Here is a 16,148-nt window from a genome sequence, read left to right on the forward strand (position 1 = left end):
TCTTTTCTCTGTTTTCCCCCCTCCCCCCCCCCCCCCCCCCCCCCCCCCCCCCCTCCCCCCCCCCCCCCCCCCCCCCCCCCCCCCCCCCCGACCGGCCACAACGGTGCCGCAGCCGACATACGGCCTTCCGCCGCACACCGTCGTGGCGCGCGCCTGCCGCAGCGGAGAAGAAGGTCCGGTTCAGCCGGCCCGCGCCAGACGCTCGGGCGTCCGTGTGATCTCCAGGCCCGCCGACCTCCCCACCCGCGCGAACGTCCTCGCGTCCTCCACCGCCGCGCCGCCCGGGTCGTTGTTGAAATACGCGTAGACGTCCTCGCCGGCGGGCCAGGTCGTGGCGATGCGGTCGAGCCAGGTGGCGAGGGAGCGCCGGCCGTAGCGGGGCCAGGGGCGGGCGCGGCCCTGGTGGAAGCGGACGTAGCCCCAGTCGGTGGTGCGCCACAGCGGTGTCGCGGGACGGGCCAGGACGTCGGCCCAGCACAGGGCGGCGCCCCGGGACCGCAGGACCGCGCGGACCTCCGGTGTCCACCAGGAGTCATGGCGGGGCTCCACCGCCACCCGGGTCGAGGCGGGGAAGCAGGCGAGGCAGGCGTCCAGCAGGCCCGGGTCGGCGCGCAGGTTGGGCGGCAGCTGGAGGAGGACCGGGCCGAGACGGCTCCCCAGACCCGCCGCGTGGCTCATCAGGCGGTGCACCGGCTCCTCGGGGTCCTTGAGCCGCTTGATGTGGGTCAGATAGCGGCTCGCCTTGACCGCGACGACGAAGTCCCCGGGCACCCGCCCCCGCCAGTCCTCGAAGGTCTCCCGCGCCGGCAGCCGGTAGAAGGCGTTGTTGATCTCGACGGTCGCGAAGTGCCCGGCGTACTCCTCCAGCCAGAGCCGCATCGGCAGCCCGGACGGGTACAGGACGTCCCGCCAGTCCTTGTACTGCCACCCGGACGTGCCGACGAACAGGGTCATACCTCCATCAAAACACCGGCCGGCGGGGACCTCCTACAGATACAGCCCCGCGTCGGCGTCCCCGCGCGGCTCCGGGAGGGCCGTCGGTGACGTGCCCCGGCGCAGCGCGTACAGCTCGGCCAGGGTCGCGCCCTCGCGGCCGATGCCGTCCTCGTGGCCCAGCCAGCCCACAGCCTCCGGGCGGGTCAGCGGACCCACCTCGATCCGGGCGAGGCAGCGGCCGGGGCGGACGACGGCGGGGTGCAGGCGCTCCAGGTCCTCGTTGGTCGTGACACCGACCAGGACGTTGCGGCCCTGGCCGAGCAGTCCGTCCGTCAGGTTCAGCAGCCTCGACAGCGCCTGGCCCGCCGTGTGCTTGGCCTCGCCGCGGATCAGCTCGTCGCAGTCCTCCAGCAGGAGCAGCCGCCAGCGGCCCTTGCCCGTGGAGTCCTCCTCGCCGATCGCGATGTCCATGAGATAGCCGACGTCGGAGAAGAGCCGCTCGGGGTCCAGGACGCAGTCCACCTGGCACCAGTCCCGCCAGGAACGGGCCAGGGTGCGCAGTGCGGACGTCTTGCCGGTGCCCGGCGGGCCGTGCAGCAGGAGCAGCCGGCCCGCGATGTCCTCTGGGGTCGTCTTCATCAGCCGGTCCATGGCGTCCGCCACCGGCGCTGTGTAGTTGGACCGCACCTCGTCCCAGGTGCCCGCCGCGATCTGGCGGGTCGTACGGTGCGGGCCGCGGCGCGGGGAGACGTACCAGAAGCCCATCGTGACGTTCTCCGGCTGCGGTTCGGGTTCGTCCGCAGCGCCGTCCGTGGCCTGGTCGAGGACCTTCTGCGCCAGCTCCGCGCTGGTCGCCGTGACCGTGACGTCGGCGCCCCGGTTCCAGCGGGAGACCAGCAGCGTCCAGCCGTCGCCCTCCGCCAGCGTGGCGCTGCGGTCGTCGTCCCGGGCGACGCGCAGTACCCGGGCGCCGGACGGCATCAGCGTCGCCCCGGACCGTACGCGGTCGATGTTCGCCGCGTGGGAGTACGGCTGCTCGCCCGTCGCGAAGCGGCCGAGGAACAGCGCGTCGACGACATCGGACGGGGAGTCGGAGTCGTCGACGTTGAGCCGGATCGGCAGCGCCTCGTGCGGGTTTCCAGACATGCCGCCATGATCCGGCACGGGGACGCCGCGTGCACCCGGTTTCCCGGTGCACGCGGCGGGTTCCCCGCGCGCGGGTCAGGCCCTGAAGCCCGCGCAGGTCAGACCCCGGAGCGGGACACCAGCCGGCGTGCCTGCCGGGTCCTGCGGACCAGGGCGTACCCCTTGGTCAGGGCACGGTCCCCGGCGAACGTACGGGCGATCGCGCGGCCCTCGATCAGCCGCTCGAACTCGTCGATGCCCGTGCCGCGGCGCACCGTCACGCGCCGCAGGGCGTACGGCCCCTGCGCGCGGCGCGCGAGGCCGTTGCCCACGGCGAGTGCCTGGGCGTACCCCGTCTCGCGCACCGCCTGCCGGACCCGGCGGCTGGAGTAGCCGTAGGGGTAGGCGAACGAGGCCGGAACGGTGCCCAGTTGGTCCGCGACGATCTCCTTGCAGTGGATCAGCTCGAACCGCAGTGTGGCATCGGAGACCTGGTCGAGCTGGGGGTGGCTGTGGCTGTGCCCGCCGATCTCGACGCCCGCCGCGGCGAGTTCGCGGACCTGGTCCCAGTCCAGCATGGTGTCCAGGCCGCCGCCGGTGTCGTACGGCCCCTTCAGCCACCCGGTCGAGACGAACAGCGTGGCCGGGAAGCCGTGCTTGGCGAGCGCGGGCAGCACGTGCCGGTGCACGCCCTCGTAGCCGTCGTCGAACGTGATGAGGACCGGCCGTGCGGGCAGCGGGCGGCCGGAGCGCCAGCACGCGGCGAGTCCGGCCGTGGTGAGCGGTGTCAGACCCCGGTCCGCGAGCACCGCCATCTGCTCGGTGAACGCCTCCGGGGTCACGGACAGGGCGCGGGTCGCGTCGTTCGGATCGGTCGCGACCGCGTGGTACATGAGGATCGGTACGGCTGCGTCACTCACGAACCGCCTCCTCCACTGCGGGCACCGAGAACGTCGCCCCGCCCCGGCGGGCCCGCACGCTCCCCACCACGTATCCGCCCGCCGCCGTGAGCACCCCGGCGACGATCGCGCCCGCCCGCCCCACGCCGCCCGGCCGGGCCAGCAGGGCGTCCCGCAGGCCCCGCGCCACCCCGGCCGGCAGCACCCGGGTCGTATACCGGCGCTCCGACTCGAGTCCCTTCTCGGCGCCGACACTTCGGGCCACCAGGGCCTTGGACAGGCCCTCGGCGTAGGTGCGCGTACGGAAGTAGCGGAAGTGCTCGCGGACCTCGGGCACCCGGTGGTGGATCACCGCCCGGTCGTCGATCAGCAGCACCGCCTCGGGCCGGGCGCGGCTGAGCCGGATGCACAGTTCCGTCTCCTCGCAGCCCAGCGGGCGTTTGTCGCCGTCCCTGCCGATGCCGGTGGCGAAGCCGCCCGCCGCGTCGAAGGCGCTGCGGCGGAACGAGGCGTTGCCGCCGAGCACATTGCGCACCCGGACCCGGCCGCGCGGCAGACCCCGGTAGGTGCAGCCGACCACCCAGTCGAACTCCTCCGGGAACCAGTCCGGCCGCCGCCCCGACGCCCAGACCGGCACCGTGCGTCCGCCGACCGCCATCACCAGCGGGTCGGTGTACGCCTCGGCGAAGTGCCGCAGCCAGTCGCGCTCGGCCACGGCGTCGTCGTCGAGGAAGGCGACGATCTCACCGCGCGCCGCCGCGATCCCGGTGTTGCGGCCCGCGGACAGGCCGCGGGGCCCCGCGTTGGCGAGCACCCGCACCACAGCACCCTCGGAGGGCTCCTTGTACTCCTTGGCCAGCCGCTCCCGGAGTGTGTCGTTGTGGTCGACGACCAGCAGTGTCTCCAGGGCCGGCCGTGACTGCGCCCGCACCGAGGAGACCGCCGCGAGGATGTCCTCCCAGCGGTCCTCGGTGTACGCGCAGATCACGACGGAGATGCCGGGACCGCTCAAGACACCTCTCCCCGCATGGCGTCCACCATCGGCGACTGGGGCGAACGGCGTCGCAGCGCACGGCGGTTGGAGCGCTCCTGGAGGATCACCCGCAGCACGCGCAGCCCGTCCCGCACGGCCCGCAGATTGCTGGTGCCGTGGATGCGCAGGTACTCGTGGCTCGGGATCTCCTGCACCTTGAGCCCGGCCTTGACGACCCGGATGTTCATCAGGGTCTCGACCTCGAAGCCGGTGCAGTCGAGGTCGATCTTGTCGAGGCAGTGCCGCCAGAACGCGTTGTATCCGTAGCACAGGTCGGTGTAGCGGGCGCCGAACTTGCGGTTGACGGCCGTGCACAGTGCCCAGTTGCCGAGCTTGCGGATGAAGGTCATGTCGTCGGTGCCGCCGCCGTTGGCGAAGCGGGAGCCCTTGGCGAAGTCCGCGCCGGAGACCAGGGCGGAGACGTACGACAGGATCTCGCCCCCGTCGGCCGAGCCGTCCGCGTCGACCATCACGATGATGTCGCCGGTGCAGGCCTGGAAGCCGGTGATCAGGGCGTCGCCCTTGCCCTTGCCGCGCTGCTCGACGACCTTGACCTCGGGCCACAGCTCGCGGGCCACCTGGACGGTGTCGTCGGTGGAGTTCCCGTCGACCAAGACCACTTCGTGTATCCAGTCGGGCAGGGTCTTGAAGACGTACGGAAGGTTCTCCGCCTCGTTCATGGCCGGGATGACCACGCTCACCGGCGGCGCGATGGCCAGGTGAGAGGAGACGGGTCGGTACTTGGAGGCGGTCGGCGGATGCTGCTCCGCGGCGGCCGGCTGCAGAACTGAGCTCATGAGTCTGGTCCCTCTCGTCCGGTGGACCGCCCCCCCAGGGCAGTCCGGATCCAGTCCGGTTCGAAAGGGGGGTTCTCACCCGTGGCACACCGAGATGGAGCTTCGGGCACGCCGGGTGAGCTGGCAAAGCTGGCCGGCCGCGAAAACGGCAGCCGACCGCGCGGCACGGCCCGGCCACCAAGTGCGGTCACCGAGCACGGCACCCCCCTACCGCGCCCCGCGCCGGTACGTCGCGGTCCTTGAGCCCTCCCCTAGAGCCGCGTACTGACGGACCGATGCGGGTGAGATGTATGACGGTATTGACGATTGAACCCGTATGGCAAGACCTGAAACGGCCCCTCACGTTTTTGTTGGTTTGGTCGTTACGTAATGTGTTTTATGAGTCGTAAGTTGAACGGTTCCGGTCACGGAAACAGCCGTTCCCCGGAGGCTCGGTCGAGCCTCCGGGGAACGGTCCTTCAGGTGCCGGCGTTTGTGCCGGTTACTGCACGAGCTTCAGCAGCCGGTTCGGCGAACCCGTACCCGCGCTGGTGACCTTGCCGGTGGTGGCGCCGGCGACCAGGGCCGAGGCGACCTGGGCCGGGGTGGAGGAGGTGTGGCCCGCCAGGTAGACCGCCGCCGCGCCCGCGACGTGCGGGGTCGCCATCGAGGTGCCGGAGATGGTGTTGGTCGCGGTGTCGCTGGTGTGCCAGCCGGCCGTGATGGACGAGCCGGGCGCGAAGATGTCCAGGACCGAGCCGTAGTTGGAGTAGCTCGCCTTGGCGTCGGTGTTGGTCGTGGCGCCGACCGTGATGGCCTCGGCGACCCGGGCCGGGGAGGACGAGGAGGCGGTGGTGCTGCTGTTGCCCGCGGCGACGGCGTACGTGACGCCGCTGGCTATGGAGTTGCGGACCGCCGTGTCCAGCGAGGCCGAGGCGCCGCCGCCGAGCGACATGTTGGCGACCGAGGGGCCGGAGTGGTTCTGTGTCACCCAGTCGATGCCCGCGATCACGCCGGCCGTGGTGCCGGAGCCGCTGTTGTTCAGCACCCGCACGCCCACGATCTTCGCCTTCTTGGCGACACCGTAGGTCGTGCCCGCGATCGTGGTGGCCACATGGGTGCCGTGGCCGTTGCCGTCGGAGGCGTCGTTGTCGCCGTCGACGGCGTCGTAACCGTGCGCGGCACGGCCGCTGATCTGCTGGTGGGTGACGCGCACACCGGTGTCGATCACATAGACCGTCACTCCGCTGCCCGCGCTGTCCGGGTAGGTGTAGGTGCCGGAGAGCGGGAGCGAGGTCTGGTCGATACGGTCCAGGCCCCAGGGAGCGCTGGTCTGGGTGGCGTCGGCCTGGACGCGCTGGTTCTGCTCGACGGCGGCCACGGCCGGGTCGGCGGCGAGCCGCTTGGCCTCGGTGGCGGAGAGGGCGGCGGAGTAGCCGTTCAGCGCCTTGCCGAAGGTCTTCTCGACCGTGCCGCCGTACTCCTTCACCAGGCCCTTGCCCGCCGCCGAGGACGCCTTCAGCCCCGCGCTCTTCTTGAGCGTGACGATGTAGCTGTCCTTGATCGCGGTCGGGGAGTCCGCCGAGAGCACCCGGCCCTCGGCGGGAGCGGCCTGGGCGGGCAGGGCGGTGAACCCGCCCACGAGGGCGGCGGTCGCCAGAGAGGTGATCGCGGCGAGTCCGAGTCTCTTGCTACGCAGTTGTGCCATTACGAGGGAGTCCTCCTCTAGGCGGCGCGCGCCTGGGTGGGGCGCGCGTCATGTGGGGGTGGTGCGCGGGCTCGCGCACACGGCCAGGAGCGTCGCGTTCCGCTCGCTGCCGGAGTAAAGCGTCGACCATCTACCGGCGTAGAACAAGAGAGTTGAGCACTAGTCAACAAATCTGTCATGAGCACGAAATAAATCAACAGAGTTGGCATGGACACTTCCTGTCAACACGCGTAGCTGCTACGACGGTTATGGCAGAGATCCTGCTAAAGGGAGGTTCCATGAGACGTTCCCGACTTGTCGTCCTCGTGAGCTCGCTCCTCCTCGCCGTCGGCACCGCCCTCACCGGGGCCGCGACGGCGCAGGCGTCCTCACTCGCGGCAACTGGCGGCTATGTGGCGCTCGGTGACTCCTACTCCTCCGGAGTGGGCGCCGGCAGCTACATCAGCTCCAGTGGCGACTGCAAGCGCAGCACGAAGGCATTCCCCTACCTCTGGGCAGCCGCCCACTCACCCTCGACGTTCGACTTCACGGCCTGCTCGGGCGCCCGAACGGGTGATGTCCTGTCCGGTCAGCTCGGCCCGCTCAGCAGTGCCACCGCCCTCGTCTCCCTCAGCGTCGGCGGCAACGACGCCGGTTTCGCCGACGTCATGACGACCTGTGTGACCCAGTCCGACAGTTCCTGTGTCTCCCGCATCAACACCGCGCGGGCGTACGTCGACTCCACGCTGCCCGGCAAGCTCGACGGCGTGTACTCGGCGATCCGCTCCAAGGCACCCAACGCACGGGTCGTCGTCCTCGGCTACCCCCGCTTCTACAAGCTCGGCACGACCTGTCTCGGCCTCTCCGAAGCCAAGCGGAAGGCCATCAACGACGCCGCCGACCACCTCGACACCGCCATCGCCAAGCGCGCCGCCGACCACGGCTTCACCTTCGGCGACGTACGCACCACCTTCACCGGCCACGAGATCTGCTCCGGCGACTCCTGGCTGCACAGCGTCAGCTGGCTCAACATCGGCGAGTCCTACCACCCGAAGGCCCCCGGCCAGTCGGGTGGCTATCTGCCGGTGCTCAACGCCAACGACTGACCGGTCATCCGGAGTCAGAGTCCTCCGAGCCCGTGTCCGTGCCCGAAGGAGAAGGGGAGGCCCCGTCCGTCGGGGTCTCCGTCTCGCACGTCACCGAGAACGGCACCCCCTCGGACGTCGTCCGCACCGGCTCCCGCACCTCGACGCTGATCTCGTTCTCGAACGCCCCGCTCTTCGCGTCCGTCGTCACGGTCACCGCGTCCTGCTTCGTGCGCCCGCCGCCCTCCGGGAACGACAGCGTCTTCCAGCCCCCGTCGAGCTCGGAGCCGTCCTGCGTCAGCCAGCGGTAGCGCACCTCGGCCGGCAGCCGGCCCACCGTGAACGTCGCCGTGAACTGCGGCGCCTGGGCGTTCTGCGGCGGGCACGGGCCCGAGTAGTCCGTACGCCTGCCCTCCAGAGCCACCCGCACCGACTGCGGCGGCGGACTGCTCTTCTCGGTCTCGCTCTCGCTCTCGCTCGGCGTCGGGGAGGGGCTCGACTTCCCGCTCCCGGTGTTCTCCTTCGGGCCGGTCTCGGCCGGAGTACTCGCCCCGGCACCCCGGTCGTTGTCCCCGGAGCCGTCGCCGCCGACACCGTTCAGCAGCGCGTACGTCAGCCCGCCCACCGCGAGGGCCAGGGCGACCACGCCCGCGACCAGAACCCGGCCGCTCCGGCGGTCGCGATCCTGACGGGTGGCCGTCGTCGTCCCGCCCGAGCCGGAGGGCGTCGGCTGCCCCGGGAAGGGCATCGGGGGCGTGGCGGCGGGCTCGGCGCGGGCCGCGGCCATCGGCGGGTACGGGACCGCCCGTGTGGTGTCCGCGCCCGCCGTGCCGCCCGCGGCGATGACCCGCAGGTCCTGCTCGGCCCGCTCGGCCGGCAGCCGCTGCTCGGGATCCTTGCGCAGCAGTCCCTCGATGACCGGGGCGAGCGGCCCGGCCCGGTACGGCGGCGGCAGCTCCTCGTCGACGATCGCGCGCAGGGTGCTCAGCGGCGTGTCGTGACGGAAGGGGGAGTGGCCCTCGACCGCCGCGTACAGCAGCACCCCGAGCGACCACAGATCGGACTCCGGCCCCGGCGTGCGGCCGAGCGCCCGCTCCGGGGAGAGGAACTCGGGCGAGCCGATGACCTCCCCTGTCATGGTCAGCGCGGAACTGCCCTCGACCATGGCGATCCCGAAGTCGGTGAGCACGATCCGGCCGTCGTTCGAGATCAGCACGTTGGCCGGCTTCACGTCCCGGTGCAGCACCCCGGCCTCGTGCGCGACCCGCAGCGCGGCCAGCACCTCGGCGCCGATGTGCGCGGCCCGCTGCGGCGGCATCGGACCCTCGGCGTCCAGCACCTCCGCCAGCGAGAGCCCGCGGACCAGCTCCATGACGATCCACGGCCGGCCGCCGTCCGTCGCCACGTCGTACACCGTCACCACGTTCCCGCTCGCGACCCGGGCAGCCGCCCACGCCTCCCGCTCCAGCCGGGCGTACATCCGCTGCACATCGTCGCCGGCCAGCCCGGCCGGGGCGCGCACCTCCTTGACGGCGACCTCGCGGTGCAGCACCTCGTCGCGGGCGCGCCACACCGTCCCCATGCCGCCCTCGCCCAGCGGCGCCAGGAGCCGGTAGCGGCCCGCGATCACACGCTCATGGCCCGGTTCTTCGGACACGGAGCCCCCATTCGCAGCCGGGCGAAATCTCCACGAGGTCTGTTTTCCCCACGAGGTCGGTTTTCCTCACGACGTCCGCTTTCCCTTTGACGCCTGTTTTCTCACGAACGTAACTCAGCCGAGTGCGGATGCCGCCCCCTTGAACACCAGTCCGGCGCCGAGTACCACCACGGCGAAGGCCGAACCGAGCGGCGCGGTGCGGCGTATCAGGGCCGCCATCGGGCCGGCCGTCCAGCGGGGGCGCCGGTCCAGGAGCCGCGTCATCCCGCTGCCCGCCTTGACGACGGCGTACCCGCAGGCCGTCAGGGTGAGCGCCAGCCCGACGCCGTACGCGACGACGAGCAGCAGACCGAACCAGGCCTGCCCGAGGGCCGCGGCCCCGACGAGCACCACCACGGCGGACGGGCTGGGCACGAGTCCGCCCGCGAAGCCCATGAGGATCGTGCCGCGGAGGGTGGGGGCGACGGGGTGCGAGTGGGTGAAGCCGCCGTGGGTGTGCACGACCGTGTGCGGATGGGAGTGGGGGTGGGCGTGGTCGTGCGGGTGGTCGTGGTCGTGGTCGTGCTTGTGGGGGTGAGGGTGGGGCGCGCGGCTGCGCAGCGCGCGGCGGACCAGGCTCGCGCCGGCCAGTGTCACCAGCAGGCCGCTGGCGACGCCGAGCCAGGCGATCACCGAAGGGGCCGCCGCCGACCCGGCCGTGACCAGGAGGCCCAGGGCGACCACGCCCAGGGTGTGGGTGACCGTCACCGAGGCGGCCATCGGCAGGACGTCCTTCATCCTGGCCTGGCCGCCCCGGGCCGCCGCCGTCGCGGCCATGATGGTCTTGCCGTGGCCCGGGGCGATCGCGTGCATCGCGCCGAGGACGACGGCGATGCCGAGAGCCAGCGCGGCGAAGCCCGCGGTGAGGTCGTGCCGGGCGACCAGGTCGTCCAGGGCACGCGTCCACCGGTCGGCGCCGCGCGGCAGCACGGAGGCGGCGGGGGCGTCCGACTCCTCCTCGGCCAGAGCCGCCCCGCCGGGGCGCACCCGCAGGGCGGCGGACGCGGTGTCGGCCGGAGAGGAGAGCAACTCCTCGGGGTACTTGGTCAGTTCGGCCGATATCGACTTCTCGGGTACGTCCGACGCGGTGAGGGTCATACGGTCGCCACGGGCCGTGACCTCCCGCCAGCCCGGGCCGGAGGAGGCGCCCGCGCCGCGGAAGCCGAGGGACACACTCTCCTTGTCCGACGGGAGGGGAGCGGTCAGCTCGCACTCCACGCGGAGGGTGTCGAGCCCCGCCTGCCCGGGCCGCACGCGGGCGCGGCTGCGCTCGGCGGTGAGGGCGGCGGTACGGCCGTCGACGGTCACCCTGCTGTCCGCGGCGGCCGTGGCGCACCGCTCGCGGGCCCACAGGGCGATGCCCAGCCGCTCGACGTCCGGCTTCGCCTGGGTCGCCGGGATCTCGGCGAGGTCCTCGACGTGCCGGACCCGGAGTTCGCCGGGGGCGGCGACGAGACCGTCGTAGCGGTTGACGGTGAAGTTGCCCAGCGGGTGGGCGCTCGCCGTGGCGGCGGGCAGCAGAGTGAGCGCGCAGGCGGCCGTGAGGACGGCGGCGCCGGACGCGAACAGTCGGCGCAGGGTCACCGGTTCTTCTCCAGGTCCTTGAGCGCGGAACGGGCCTCGCGGGCGCCGAGGGGCGAGAAGCCGGGGTTCAGGTCGAGCGCGGCCTTCAGGTGGTCGCGGGCATGGCGCTCGTCGCCGGTGGCGCGTTCGATGATCCCGCGGTGGAAGAGGAAGGAGGCGTTGCGGTAGCCGGTGGCGGTGGCCCGGCGGGCGTACGGCAGGGCCTCCTCGTCGCGGCCGTTGACGTGCAGGGCCCAGGCGAGGGCGTCGGCGGTGTGCACGCTGTGGCGGCGGTCCCACTCGGCGCGGGCGGCGCGCAGGGCCTCCCTCTTGTCGCCGTGGTCGGCGGCGGCCATGGCCGAGTCGAGGTCGGCGTTGACACCGCCGGCGCGGGCCAGTGCCGTCCAGGCGTCGACCAGGGCGTACTGGTCGCCGGCCTTCGCCCGGTCGCCGTCGGCGCCGCGGTCCTCGTACAGCTCGCCGAGGGCGACGAGCGGGCCGGGCAGCGGGAAGCGGGCGACGACCTGCTCCAGTCCCTTCACGGCGGCCGCACGGTCACTGTCAGCGGCCTGGGCGCGGGCGCGGCCCTCCAGGGCGGGCAGGTAGGAGTCGTCGGCGGCGAGCGCGCGGGCGTAGTGGTCGAGGGCCGCCTTGTAGTCGCCCTGGTTCCAGGCGAGTTGCCCGAGGGCGGTGGCGACGTACGCGATGTCGGCGGGCGAGTCGGCGGCGTCCAGGGCGCGTTCCAGCACCTCACGCGCCGTGCGGACGTCGCCGCGCAGCTCCCGCACGTACGCGTACCGCGTGAAGACGGGCACGCCGGGACGCTTGGTGTCGGCGGTGTCGGCGGCCTTCTCGGCTTCGTCGTACCGGCCGAGTTCGACGAGGGCGTCGATCCGGGTGCACAGGGCACGTTCGTTGTAGGGGTTCTGCTTCAGGGCCCGGTCGGCGTACTTCAGGGCGCCGGGGAAGTCGTGCCGGGCCGCTGCGAGGGCGGCCTGCCCGGCCAGGGCCGGGTCGTTGCCGGGCTCCAGTCCGAGGGACCGCTTCAGCGCGCGCTCGGCCTGCGGATAGCGCGAGGGGTCGCCCTTCGTCCGGGCCTGTTCGACGTAGGCGACACCGAGGGTGGCCCAACTGCCGTAGTCCCTCGGCTGGGCGCGGAGATGCTTCTGCAGGGAGGCGATCCCCGCGTCGAGATCCCCCCGGGCCAGCGCGCCCGGCGACAACGCCCCGGCCGCGGACACGGCGGCGACGTCGCCGCCTGCCCGGCCGTTTCCCGCGCCCCCGAAGGCGATGGCCCCACCGGTCAGCGCGACAGCCAGCAGCGCGGCGCACCCGGCCAGTTGAGCCGCCCGCCAGCGCCGCGCGCCGTCAGCGGTCCGCCGCATCGCGGCTACGCGCCGGTCGACGTCCTCGCCGGCGGAGGATGTGCTGTCGCTGTCGCTGTCGCTGTCGCTGTCGCTGTCCGGCCGGGTGTCCTGCTCATCGGCCCGTGCTTCGCCGGCCTCCGCGTCACGCCCGGCGGCGGCTTCAGCCTCCGGCTGGACGCCCGGGTCGGCGGCGTGCTCGTGCCCTGCCTCCGCGGCCGGCTCGTGGTCCGGGCGTGGGCGGTCGTCGTCGCGCCTCTCCGGTGCGCTGTCCGTCGTACGCGGAGGCATGGGTCTCCTCAGTCGGCTGTGCGGGTGCGATTGCAGGTGTGGGGAGGTGGAAGGCGCGGCCCGTGCCGTGGGGGATGGGTGGGAACGGGCCGCGCCAGCAGGGGGAGCGGAACGGGTCAGTACGCCCGGTTCCGCATACGGCGCCACCACATCAGGGCCGCGCCGATCAGGACGATGCCGCCCGCGCCGGCCCCGGCGGACGCGGCGATCAGGCGCATGTCGTCCGAGCCCTCGGCACCGGCCGGCTGCAGCGCGTCGCCGAGCTGGCTGCGGACGTCGTTGCCGCCGTCCACGCCCTTGGCGAGCGGGCCGCGCGAACCCTCGGTGGGGTTGGCCAGGTACGGGAAGGACTTGCCGAACTTCTTGTCGTTCTCGTTCACCGCGTCGCCGAGGTCGTTCTTGGCCCCGAGCAGCTCACCCTCGACGACCTGGAGCGACGCGTCGATCACGTCGTCGGTGAGCCGGCGCCCGTTCGGGAAGCCCGCGTTGTCACCGTCCAGGACACCCAGCCGCTTGGGCTTGGCGGCGGGCTTGACGGACGTGTTGAGCCGCAGCTGCTCCGACGGCGTCACATGCGGCGGCTGGTTGAGGTCCTTGACGCCCTTGAGGAACACGTCGACCAGGTCGTTGCGCGGCTCGTCGGGCGCCGGGATCTTGTAGATCGCCTCGATGAGCTTGGGCAGCTCCGGGTTGGTGACGTTCTCCAGGAACTGGGCGTCGTCCCGCGGCGCGGACGCGTTGAACTTGTCCTTGTCCTTGAGCGGGTTGACGACCTCGTTCACCAGCGGCATGCCGAGGCGCGAGACCTGGGAGTAGTAGCCCTTGGCGTTCTTGCGCTGTGTCGTCGACCAGATACCGACGATCGGCTGCTCGTGCGACTCGGCGATGAAGCTGTTGGGGACCTGCAGGGCGATCGAGTTGACGTTGTAGCCCTTGAGCGTGTCGTTGCCGACCTCGGAGAGGTTCCCGCCGTACAGCAGGTCGAAGACCCTCAGGTCCAGGAAGAACGGGTCGTCGGCCTGCCCGGCGAACGTCTGGGCGCCCCCGGCGAGCTTGTGGATCGCCTGCTTGCGCAGGGTGTTGTAGTCCGGCATCGACGCCTTGCCGACGTTCGACGGCGCCACCGGCACGTCGTCGGCGACCTTGGTCTTCGACACCGCCTTCAGGTTCTTCAGCTTGATCAGCTCGAGGTCGTAGGTCTGCGTGATGTTGAGGTCGGGGTCGTCGAGGCTCTCGACCGGACCCGTGTTGTACAGGAACGTCTTGTCGTTCTTCGTGTGCGTCTTGAACGTGTACCGGAACAGCAGGTCTTCCTGCGCGTCGCCGTTGCTGTCGATGCGCAGGTCGTACTCGGCGTCCTCGGCGAACGTGAAGAAGTTGGGCCCGCCCGCCGGTTCCTCCATCGGGATCCAGTTTGCGACGATGGTCGTCGTGTCCGGCTTGTCCGGGCTGACGAACGCGTACACGTCGGTGTTGTCGTACTGCGGGGTCCCCGAGATCAGCGGGGCCTCGCGGTGACTGGAGGCGGAGGCCTCCTCAGGTGCCAGCGCGGTCACACCGGCGGCGGTGAGCCCGCCGGTGGCCAGCGCACCACAGATCACAGTCGCGATGCTCCGGCGCCCCGCGCCGGTCCTGAAGCTAGGTGTCATGCCGTCCGTCCTCGGTGCCAACTTGCCTGACACACGCCATTCGGAGTGGTCGGCAGAGCGGATTGGTCGAATCTCAAACGTTCTTACGGCGCGACTGAAAAGTTGTTTCATCGCCAGGGACCCGCGTTTTCGGCGAGTTGATCCGTAACCCCATCCGGAGGTGTGTGCGTTGCGAATACCTCGAGTGAGGGGACAGGCCCGATGCGGCCTCGGAGAGGGGGAACGAGTGGAGGCGGACGAGCTGCTGCTGCTCGTGGCGGGCGGGAACCACCAGGCCTTCGAGGAACTGTACGGACTGGTGTCCGGCCCGGTGTTCGGTCTGGTACGACGTGTGGTGCGCGACCTGGCCCAGTCGGAGGAGGTGGCTCAGGAGGTGCTGCTCGAACTGTGGCGGTCCGCCGCGAAGTTCGACCCGGACCGGGGGAGCGCGCTGTCCTGGATCCTCACCCTCGCCCACCGCCGTGCCGTCGACCGGGTACGCAGCGCCCGCGCGGCGGGGGAGCGCGAGCAGCGCGAGGCCTGGCGCGCCCACTTCCCGGCCTTCGACCAGGTCACCGAGGAGGTCGAGGCGGGACTCGAACGCGAGTGGGTACGCCGCTGCCTGGACCGCCTCACCGACCTCCAGCGCCAGTCCGTCACCCTCGCCTACTACGAGGGCTACACCTACCGTGAAGTGGCCGAGCGGCTCTCCCTGCCGCTGGGCACCGTCAAGACGCGGATGCGCGACGGGCTGACCCGGATGCGCGAGTGCCTGGGAGGCGTGGCATGAGCCTCTTCCGCCGCGAGGACCCGCACTCGCTCGCCGCGCCCTACGCGCTCGACGCCCTGGAACCCCCGGAGCGGGTCCGCTTCGAGAGGCATATGAAGGACTGCGACCGCTGCGCCGCCGAGGTGCGTGACCTGTCCGAGGACGCCGTTCGGCTCGCCTGGTCGACGGCCGCCCCGGCCCCGGCCGCGATGCGCGACCGCGTCATGGCCGCCGTACGGACGACTCCGCAGGACCCGGTGCCCCAGGAGGCGGCGCGCGAGCCGGCCCGCGCGCGGGCGACGCAGCTGCCGCCGCACGTGTGGGGCAACCAGCCTCCGCCGCGCCAGCGGGGGCGGCGCCGGATCCCGTTGTTCGTGCCCTTCGCCACTGCCACCGCCGCCGCGGCCCTCGTCGTCGCCTCGCTGTTCGCCGTCCAGGCGAACCGGACCCAGGACGAACTGACCGCCGAGCGGGACCGGTCACGTGAGATCGCCCACGTTCTGGCGGCTCCGGACGCCCGTGCGAGCAGCGGCCGGGACGCGCGGGGCCGCACCATCGGAGTGATCGCTTCCGCGACGGAGGGGAGCGCGGTGGTCACCCTCGGCGGATACAGCACCCCGCCGGGCGGCCGAGTGCACCAGTTGTGGCTCATGCGCCCGGGCGCGCAACCACGCTCCCTGGGGCTCCTCGAAGGCGACACGCCCCTGGTCGCGACCAGTCTCGGCTCCTCCGCGACGTCACTGGCCGTGACCGTCGAGCCCGCCGGCGGCTCACCGCAGCCCACCACCCAGCCCATCGTCCAACTCGCCCTGAAATCTGTTGGATTCGGAGAGTAATCGGAGATACATCGTCAACCCCCTTATGGGGAAGGTGAATCCTGTGACCGCGATACACGAGTGCCCGGGCGGGGCGATAGGGTTAACCTGCCCGGGCCGGGTGGACTCGTACGGGTGGGGAGTGACATGGAACAGATAACAGTGCGCAGCAGGGCGAGGGTCCCTGCGATCACCTGCGGGAGCAGCGCGACCAGTTCGCGCCTCGACCGCCATCTGTCGGTGCTGGGCGGTCCTGCCGTCCCGCAGCGGGAGACGGTCGAGGCGACCTCGCTGATGCGTGAACTGACCGCGCGTCAGCCGCACGACCGCAGTGGCAGGGGGGCACGCGTGCGCCGCGTCTCGCTCTTCGCACCGCTGCGCCGACTGCGCCGCTCGCTGTTCGGCGGCAGGTAGGGGCCCGCGCTCGGGCGGTCACACCGCCCCCGGCGTCACGCTGCGCACTCGTCGTCCGTCATCCCCA

The 16,148-nt window shown here is 72.0% G+C and carries 14 protein-coding genes; 4 read left to right on the forward strand and 10 right to left on the reverse strand.

Features of this window, described 5'->3' with window-relative positions; translation table 11 throughout:
- Positions 1–180: 180 nt before the first annotated feature.
- From ACZ58V_RS35210 to ACZ58V_RS35235, 6 genes are all read right to left on the reverse strand, one after another.
- On the reverse strand, positions 181–954 hold the full coding sequence (locus ACZ58V_RS35210) for a DUF72 domain-containing protein (protein ID WP_471295230.1): 774 nt from the start codon (positions 952–954) through the stop codon (positions 181–183).
- Positions 955–987: 33 nt separating this feature from the next.
- Positions 988–2,082: a DUF5925 domain-containing protein gene (locus ACZ58V_RS35215; protein ID WP_468197196.1), complete on the reverse strand. Its 1,095-nt coding sequence runs from the start codon at positions 2,080–2,082 to the stop codon at positions 988–990.
- A 98-nt stretch (positions 2,083–2,180) separates the two neighbouring features.
- A complete protein-coding gene (locus ACZ58V_RS35220) occupies positions 2,181–2,981 on the reverse strand; it encodes a polysaccharide deacetylase family protein (protein ID WP_471295232.1) in 801 nt (266 codons plus the stop codon).
- Positions 2,974–3,972: a glycosyltransferase family 2 protein gene (locus ACZ58V_RS35225; protein ID WP_468197201.1), complete on the reverse strand. Its 999-nt coding sequence runs from the start codon at positions 3,970–3,972 to the stop codon at positions 2,974–2,976. Before ACZ58V_RS35225 ends, ACZ58V_RS35220 begins: the two co-directional genes overlap by 8 nt.
- Entirely contained in the window at positions 3,969–4,790 is an 822-nt protein-coding gene (locus tag ACZ58V_RS35230; RefSeq protein ID WP_468197203.1) for a glycosyltransferase family 2 protein, read from the reverse strand. Before ACZ58V_RS35230 ends, ACZ58V_RS35225 begins: the two co-directional genes overlap by 4 nt.
- Before the next feature lie 481 nt (positions 4,791–5,271).
- Positions 5,272–6,477 (reverse strand): S8 family peptidase, encoded by a 1,206-nt coding sequence (locus ACZ58V_RS35235; protein ID WP_468197206.1) that lies wholly within the window; start codon positions 6,475–6,477, stop codon positions 5,272–5,274.
- A 278-nt stretch (positions 6,478–6,755) separates the two neighbouring features.
- Between ACZ58V_RS35235 and ACZ58V_RS35240 the strand changes: the two genes are divergently transcribed.
- Positions 6,756–7,562 carry an SGNH/GDSL hydrolase family protein gene (locus ACZ58V_RS35240; RefSeq protein ID WP_189726658.1) on the forward strand — a complete coding sequence of 269 codons (807 nt, stop codon included), beginning with the start codon at positions 6,756–6,758 and terminating at the stop codon, positions 7,560–7,562.
- Positions 7,563–7,566: 4 nt separating this feature from the next.
- Here ACZ58V_RS35240 and ACZ58V_RS35245 read toward each other — a convergent pair whose 3' ends face one another.
- The 4 genes from ACZ58V_RS35245 to ACZ58V_RS35260 all read right to left on the reverse strand — a co-directional run bounded on the left by ACZ58V_RS35245 (position 7,567) and on the right by ACZ58V_RS35260 (position 14,104).
- Positions 7,567–9,198, reverse strand: coding sequence for a serine/threonine-protein kinase (locus tag ACZ58V_RS35245; protein ID WP_468197209.1), 1,632 nt, complete (start codon positions 9,196–9,198; stop codon positions 7,567–7,569).
- 114 nt (positions 9,199–9,312) lie between these two features.
- Positions 9,313–10,821, reverse strand: coding sequence for a nickel transporter (locus tag ACZ58V_RS35250; protein WP_471295237.1), 1,509 nt, complete (start codon positions 10,819–10,821; stop codon positions 9,313–9,315).
- Positions 10,818–12,455: a tetratricopeptide repeat protein gene (locus ACZ58V_RS35255; protein WP_471295238.1), complete on the reverse strand. Its 1,638-nt coding sequence runs from the start codon at positions 12,453–12,455 to the stop codon at positions 10,818–10,820. The genes ACZ58V_RS35250 and ACZ58V_RS35255 overlap by 4 nt, the downstream gene beginning before the upstream one ends.
- A 116-nt stretch (positions 12,456–12,571) precedes the next feature.
- Entirely contained in the window at positions 12,572–14,104 is a 1,533-nt protein-coding gene (locus tag ACZ58V_RS35260; protein ID WP_468197217.1) for a DUF4331 domain-containing protein, read from the reverse strand.
- A gap of 226 nt (positions 14,105–14,330) precedes the next feature.
- Between ACZ58V_RS35260 and ACZ58V_RS35265 the strand changes: the two genes are divergently transcribed.
- The 3 genes from ACZ58V_RS35265 to ACZ58V_RS35275 all read left to right on the forward strand — a co-directional run bounded on the left by ACZ58V_RS35265 (position 14,331) and on the right by ACZ58V_RS35275 (position 16,081).
- Positions 14,331–14,873: a sigma-70 family RNA polymerase sigma factor gene (locus ACZ58V_RS35265; RefSeq protein ID WP_468197219.1), complete on the forward strand. Its 543-nt coding sequence runs from the start codon at positions 14,331–14,333 to the stop codon at positions 14,871–14,873.
- Entirely contained in the window at positions 14,870–15,688 is an 819-nt protein-coding gene (locus ACZ58V_RS35270) for an anti-sigma factor (protein WP_468197222.1), read from the forward strand. The genes ACZ58V_RS35265 and ACZ58V_RS35270 overlap by 4 nt, the downstream gene beginning before the upstream one ends.
- Positions 15,689–15,814: 126 nt before the next feature.
- Complete coding sequence (locus ACZ58V_RS35275) at positions 15,815–16,081, forward strand: hypothetical protein (RefSeq protein WP_184562045.1); 267 nt, start codon at positions 15,815–15,817, stop codon at positions 16,079–16,081.
- Positions 16,082–16,148 lie beyond the last annotated feature (67 nt).

Source organism: Streptomyces sp. NPDC040589, assembly GCF_055594445.1.

Excerpts from the sequence above, each read along its gene's own strand:
- ACZ58V_RS35210 (WP_471295230.1), bottom strand. The coding sequence starts at position 954 with ATGACCCTGTTCGTCGGCACGTCCGGGTGGCAGTACAAGGACTGGCGG.
- ACZ58V_RS35215 (WP_468197196.1), bottom strand. The coding sequence starts at position 2,082 with ATGTCTGGAAACCCGCACGAGGCGCTGCCGATCCGGCTCAACGTCGAC.
- ACZ58V_RS35260 (WP_468197217.1), bottom strand. The coding sequence starts at position 14,104 with ATGACACCTAGCTTCAGGACCGGCGCGGGGCGCCGGAGCATCGCGACT.
- ACZ58V_RS35240 (WP_189726658.1), top strand. The coding sequence starts at position 6,756 with ATGAGACGTTCCCGACTTGTCGTCCTCGTGAGCTCGCTCCTCCTCGCC.
- ACZ58V_RS35235 (WP_468197206.1), bottom strand. The coding sequence starts at position 6,477 with ATGGCACAACTGCGTAGCAAGAGACTCGGACTCGCCGCGATCACCTCT.
- ACZ58V_RS35270 (WP_468197222.1), top strand. The coding sequence starts at position 14,870 with ATGAGCCTCTTCCGCCGCGAGGACCCGCACTCGCTCGCCGCGCCCTAC.
- ACZ58V_RS35230 (WP_468197203.1), bottom strand. The coding sequence starts at position 4,790 with ATGAGCTCAGTTCTGCAGCCGGCCGCCGCGGAGCAGCATCCGCCGACC.
- ACZ58V_RS35275 (WP_184562045.1), top strand. The coding sequence starts at position 15,815 with ATGGAACAGATAACAGTGCGCAGCAGGGCGAGGGTCCCTGCGATCACC.
- ACZ58V_RS35255 (WP_471295238.1), bottom strand. The coding sequence starts at position 12,455 with ATGCCTCCGCGTACGACGGACAGCGCACCGGAGAGGCGCGACGACGAC.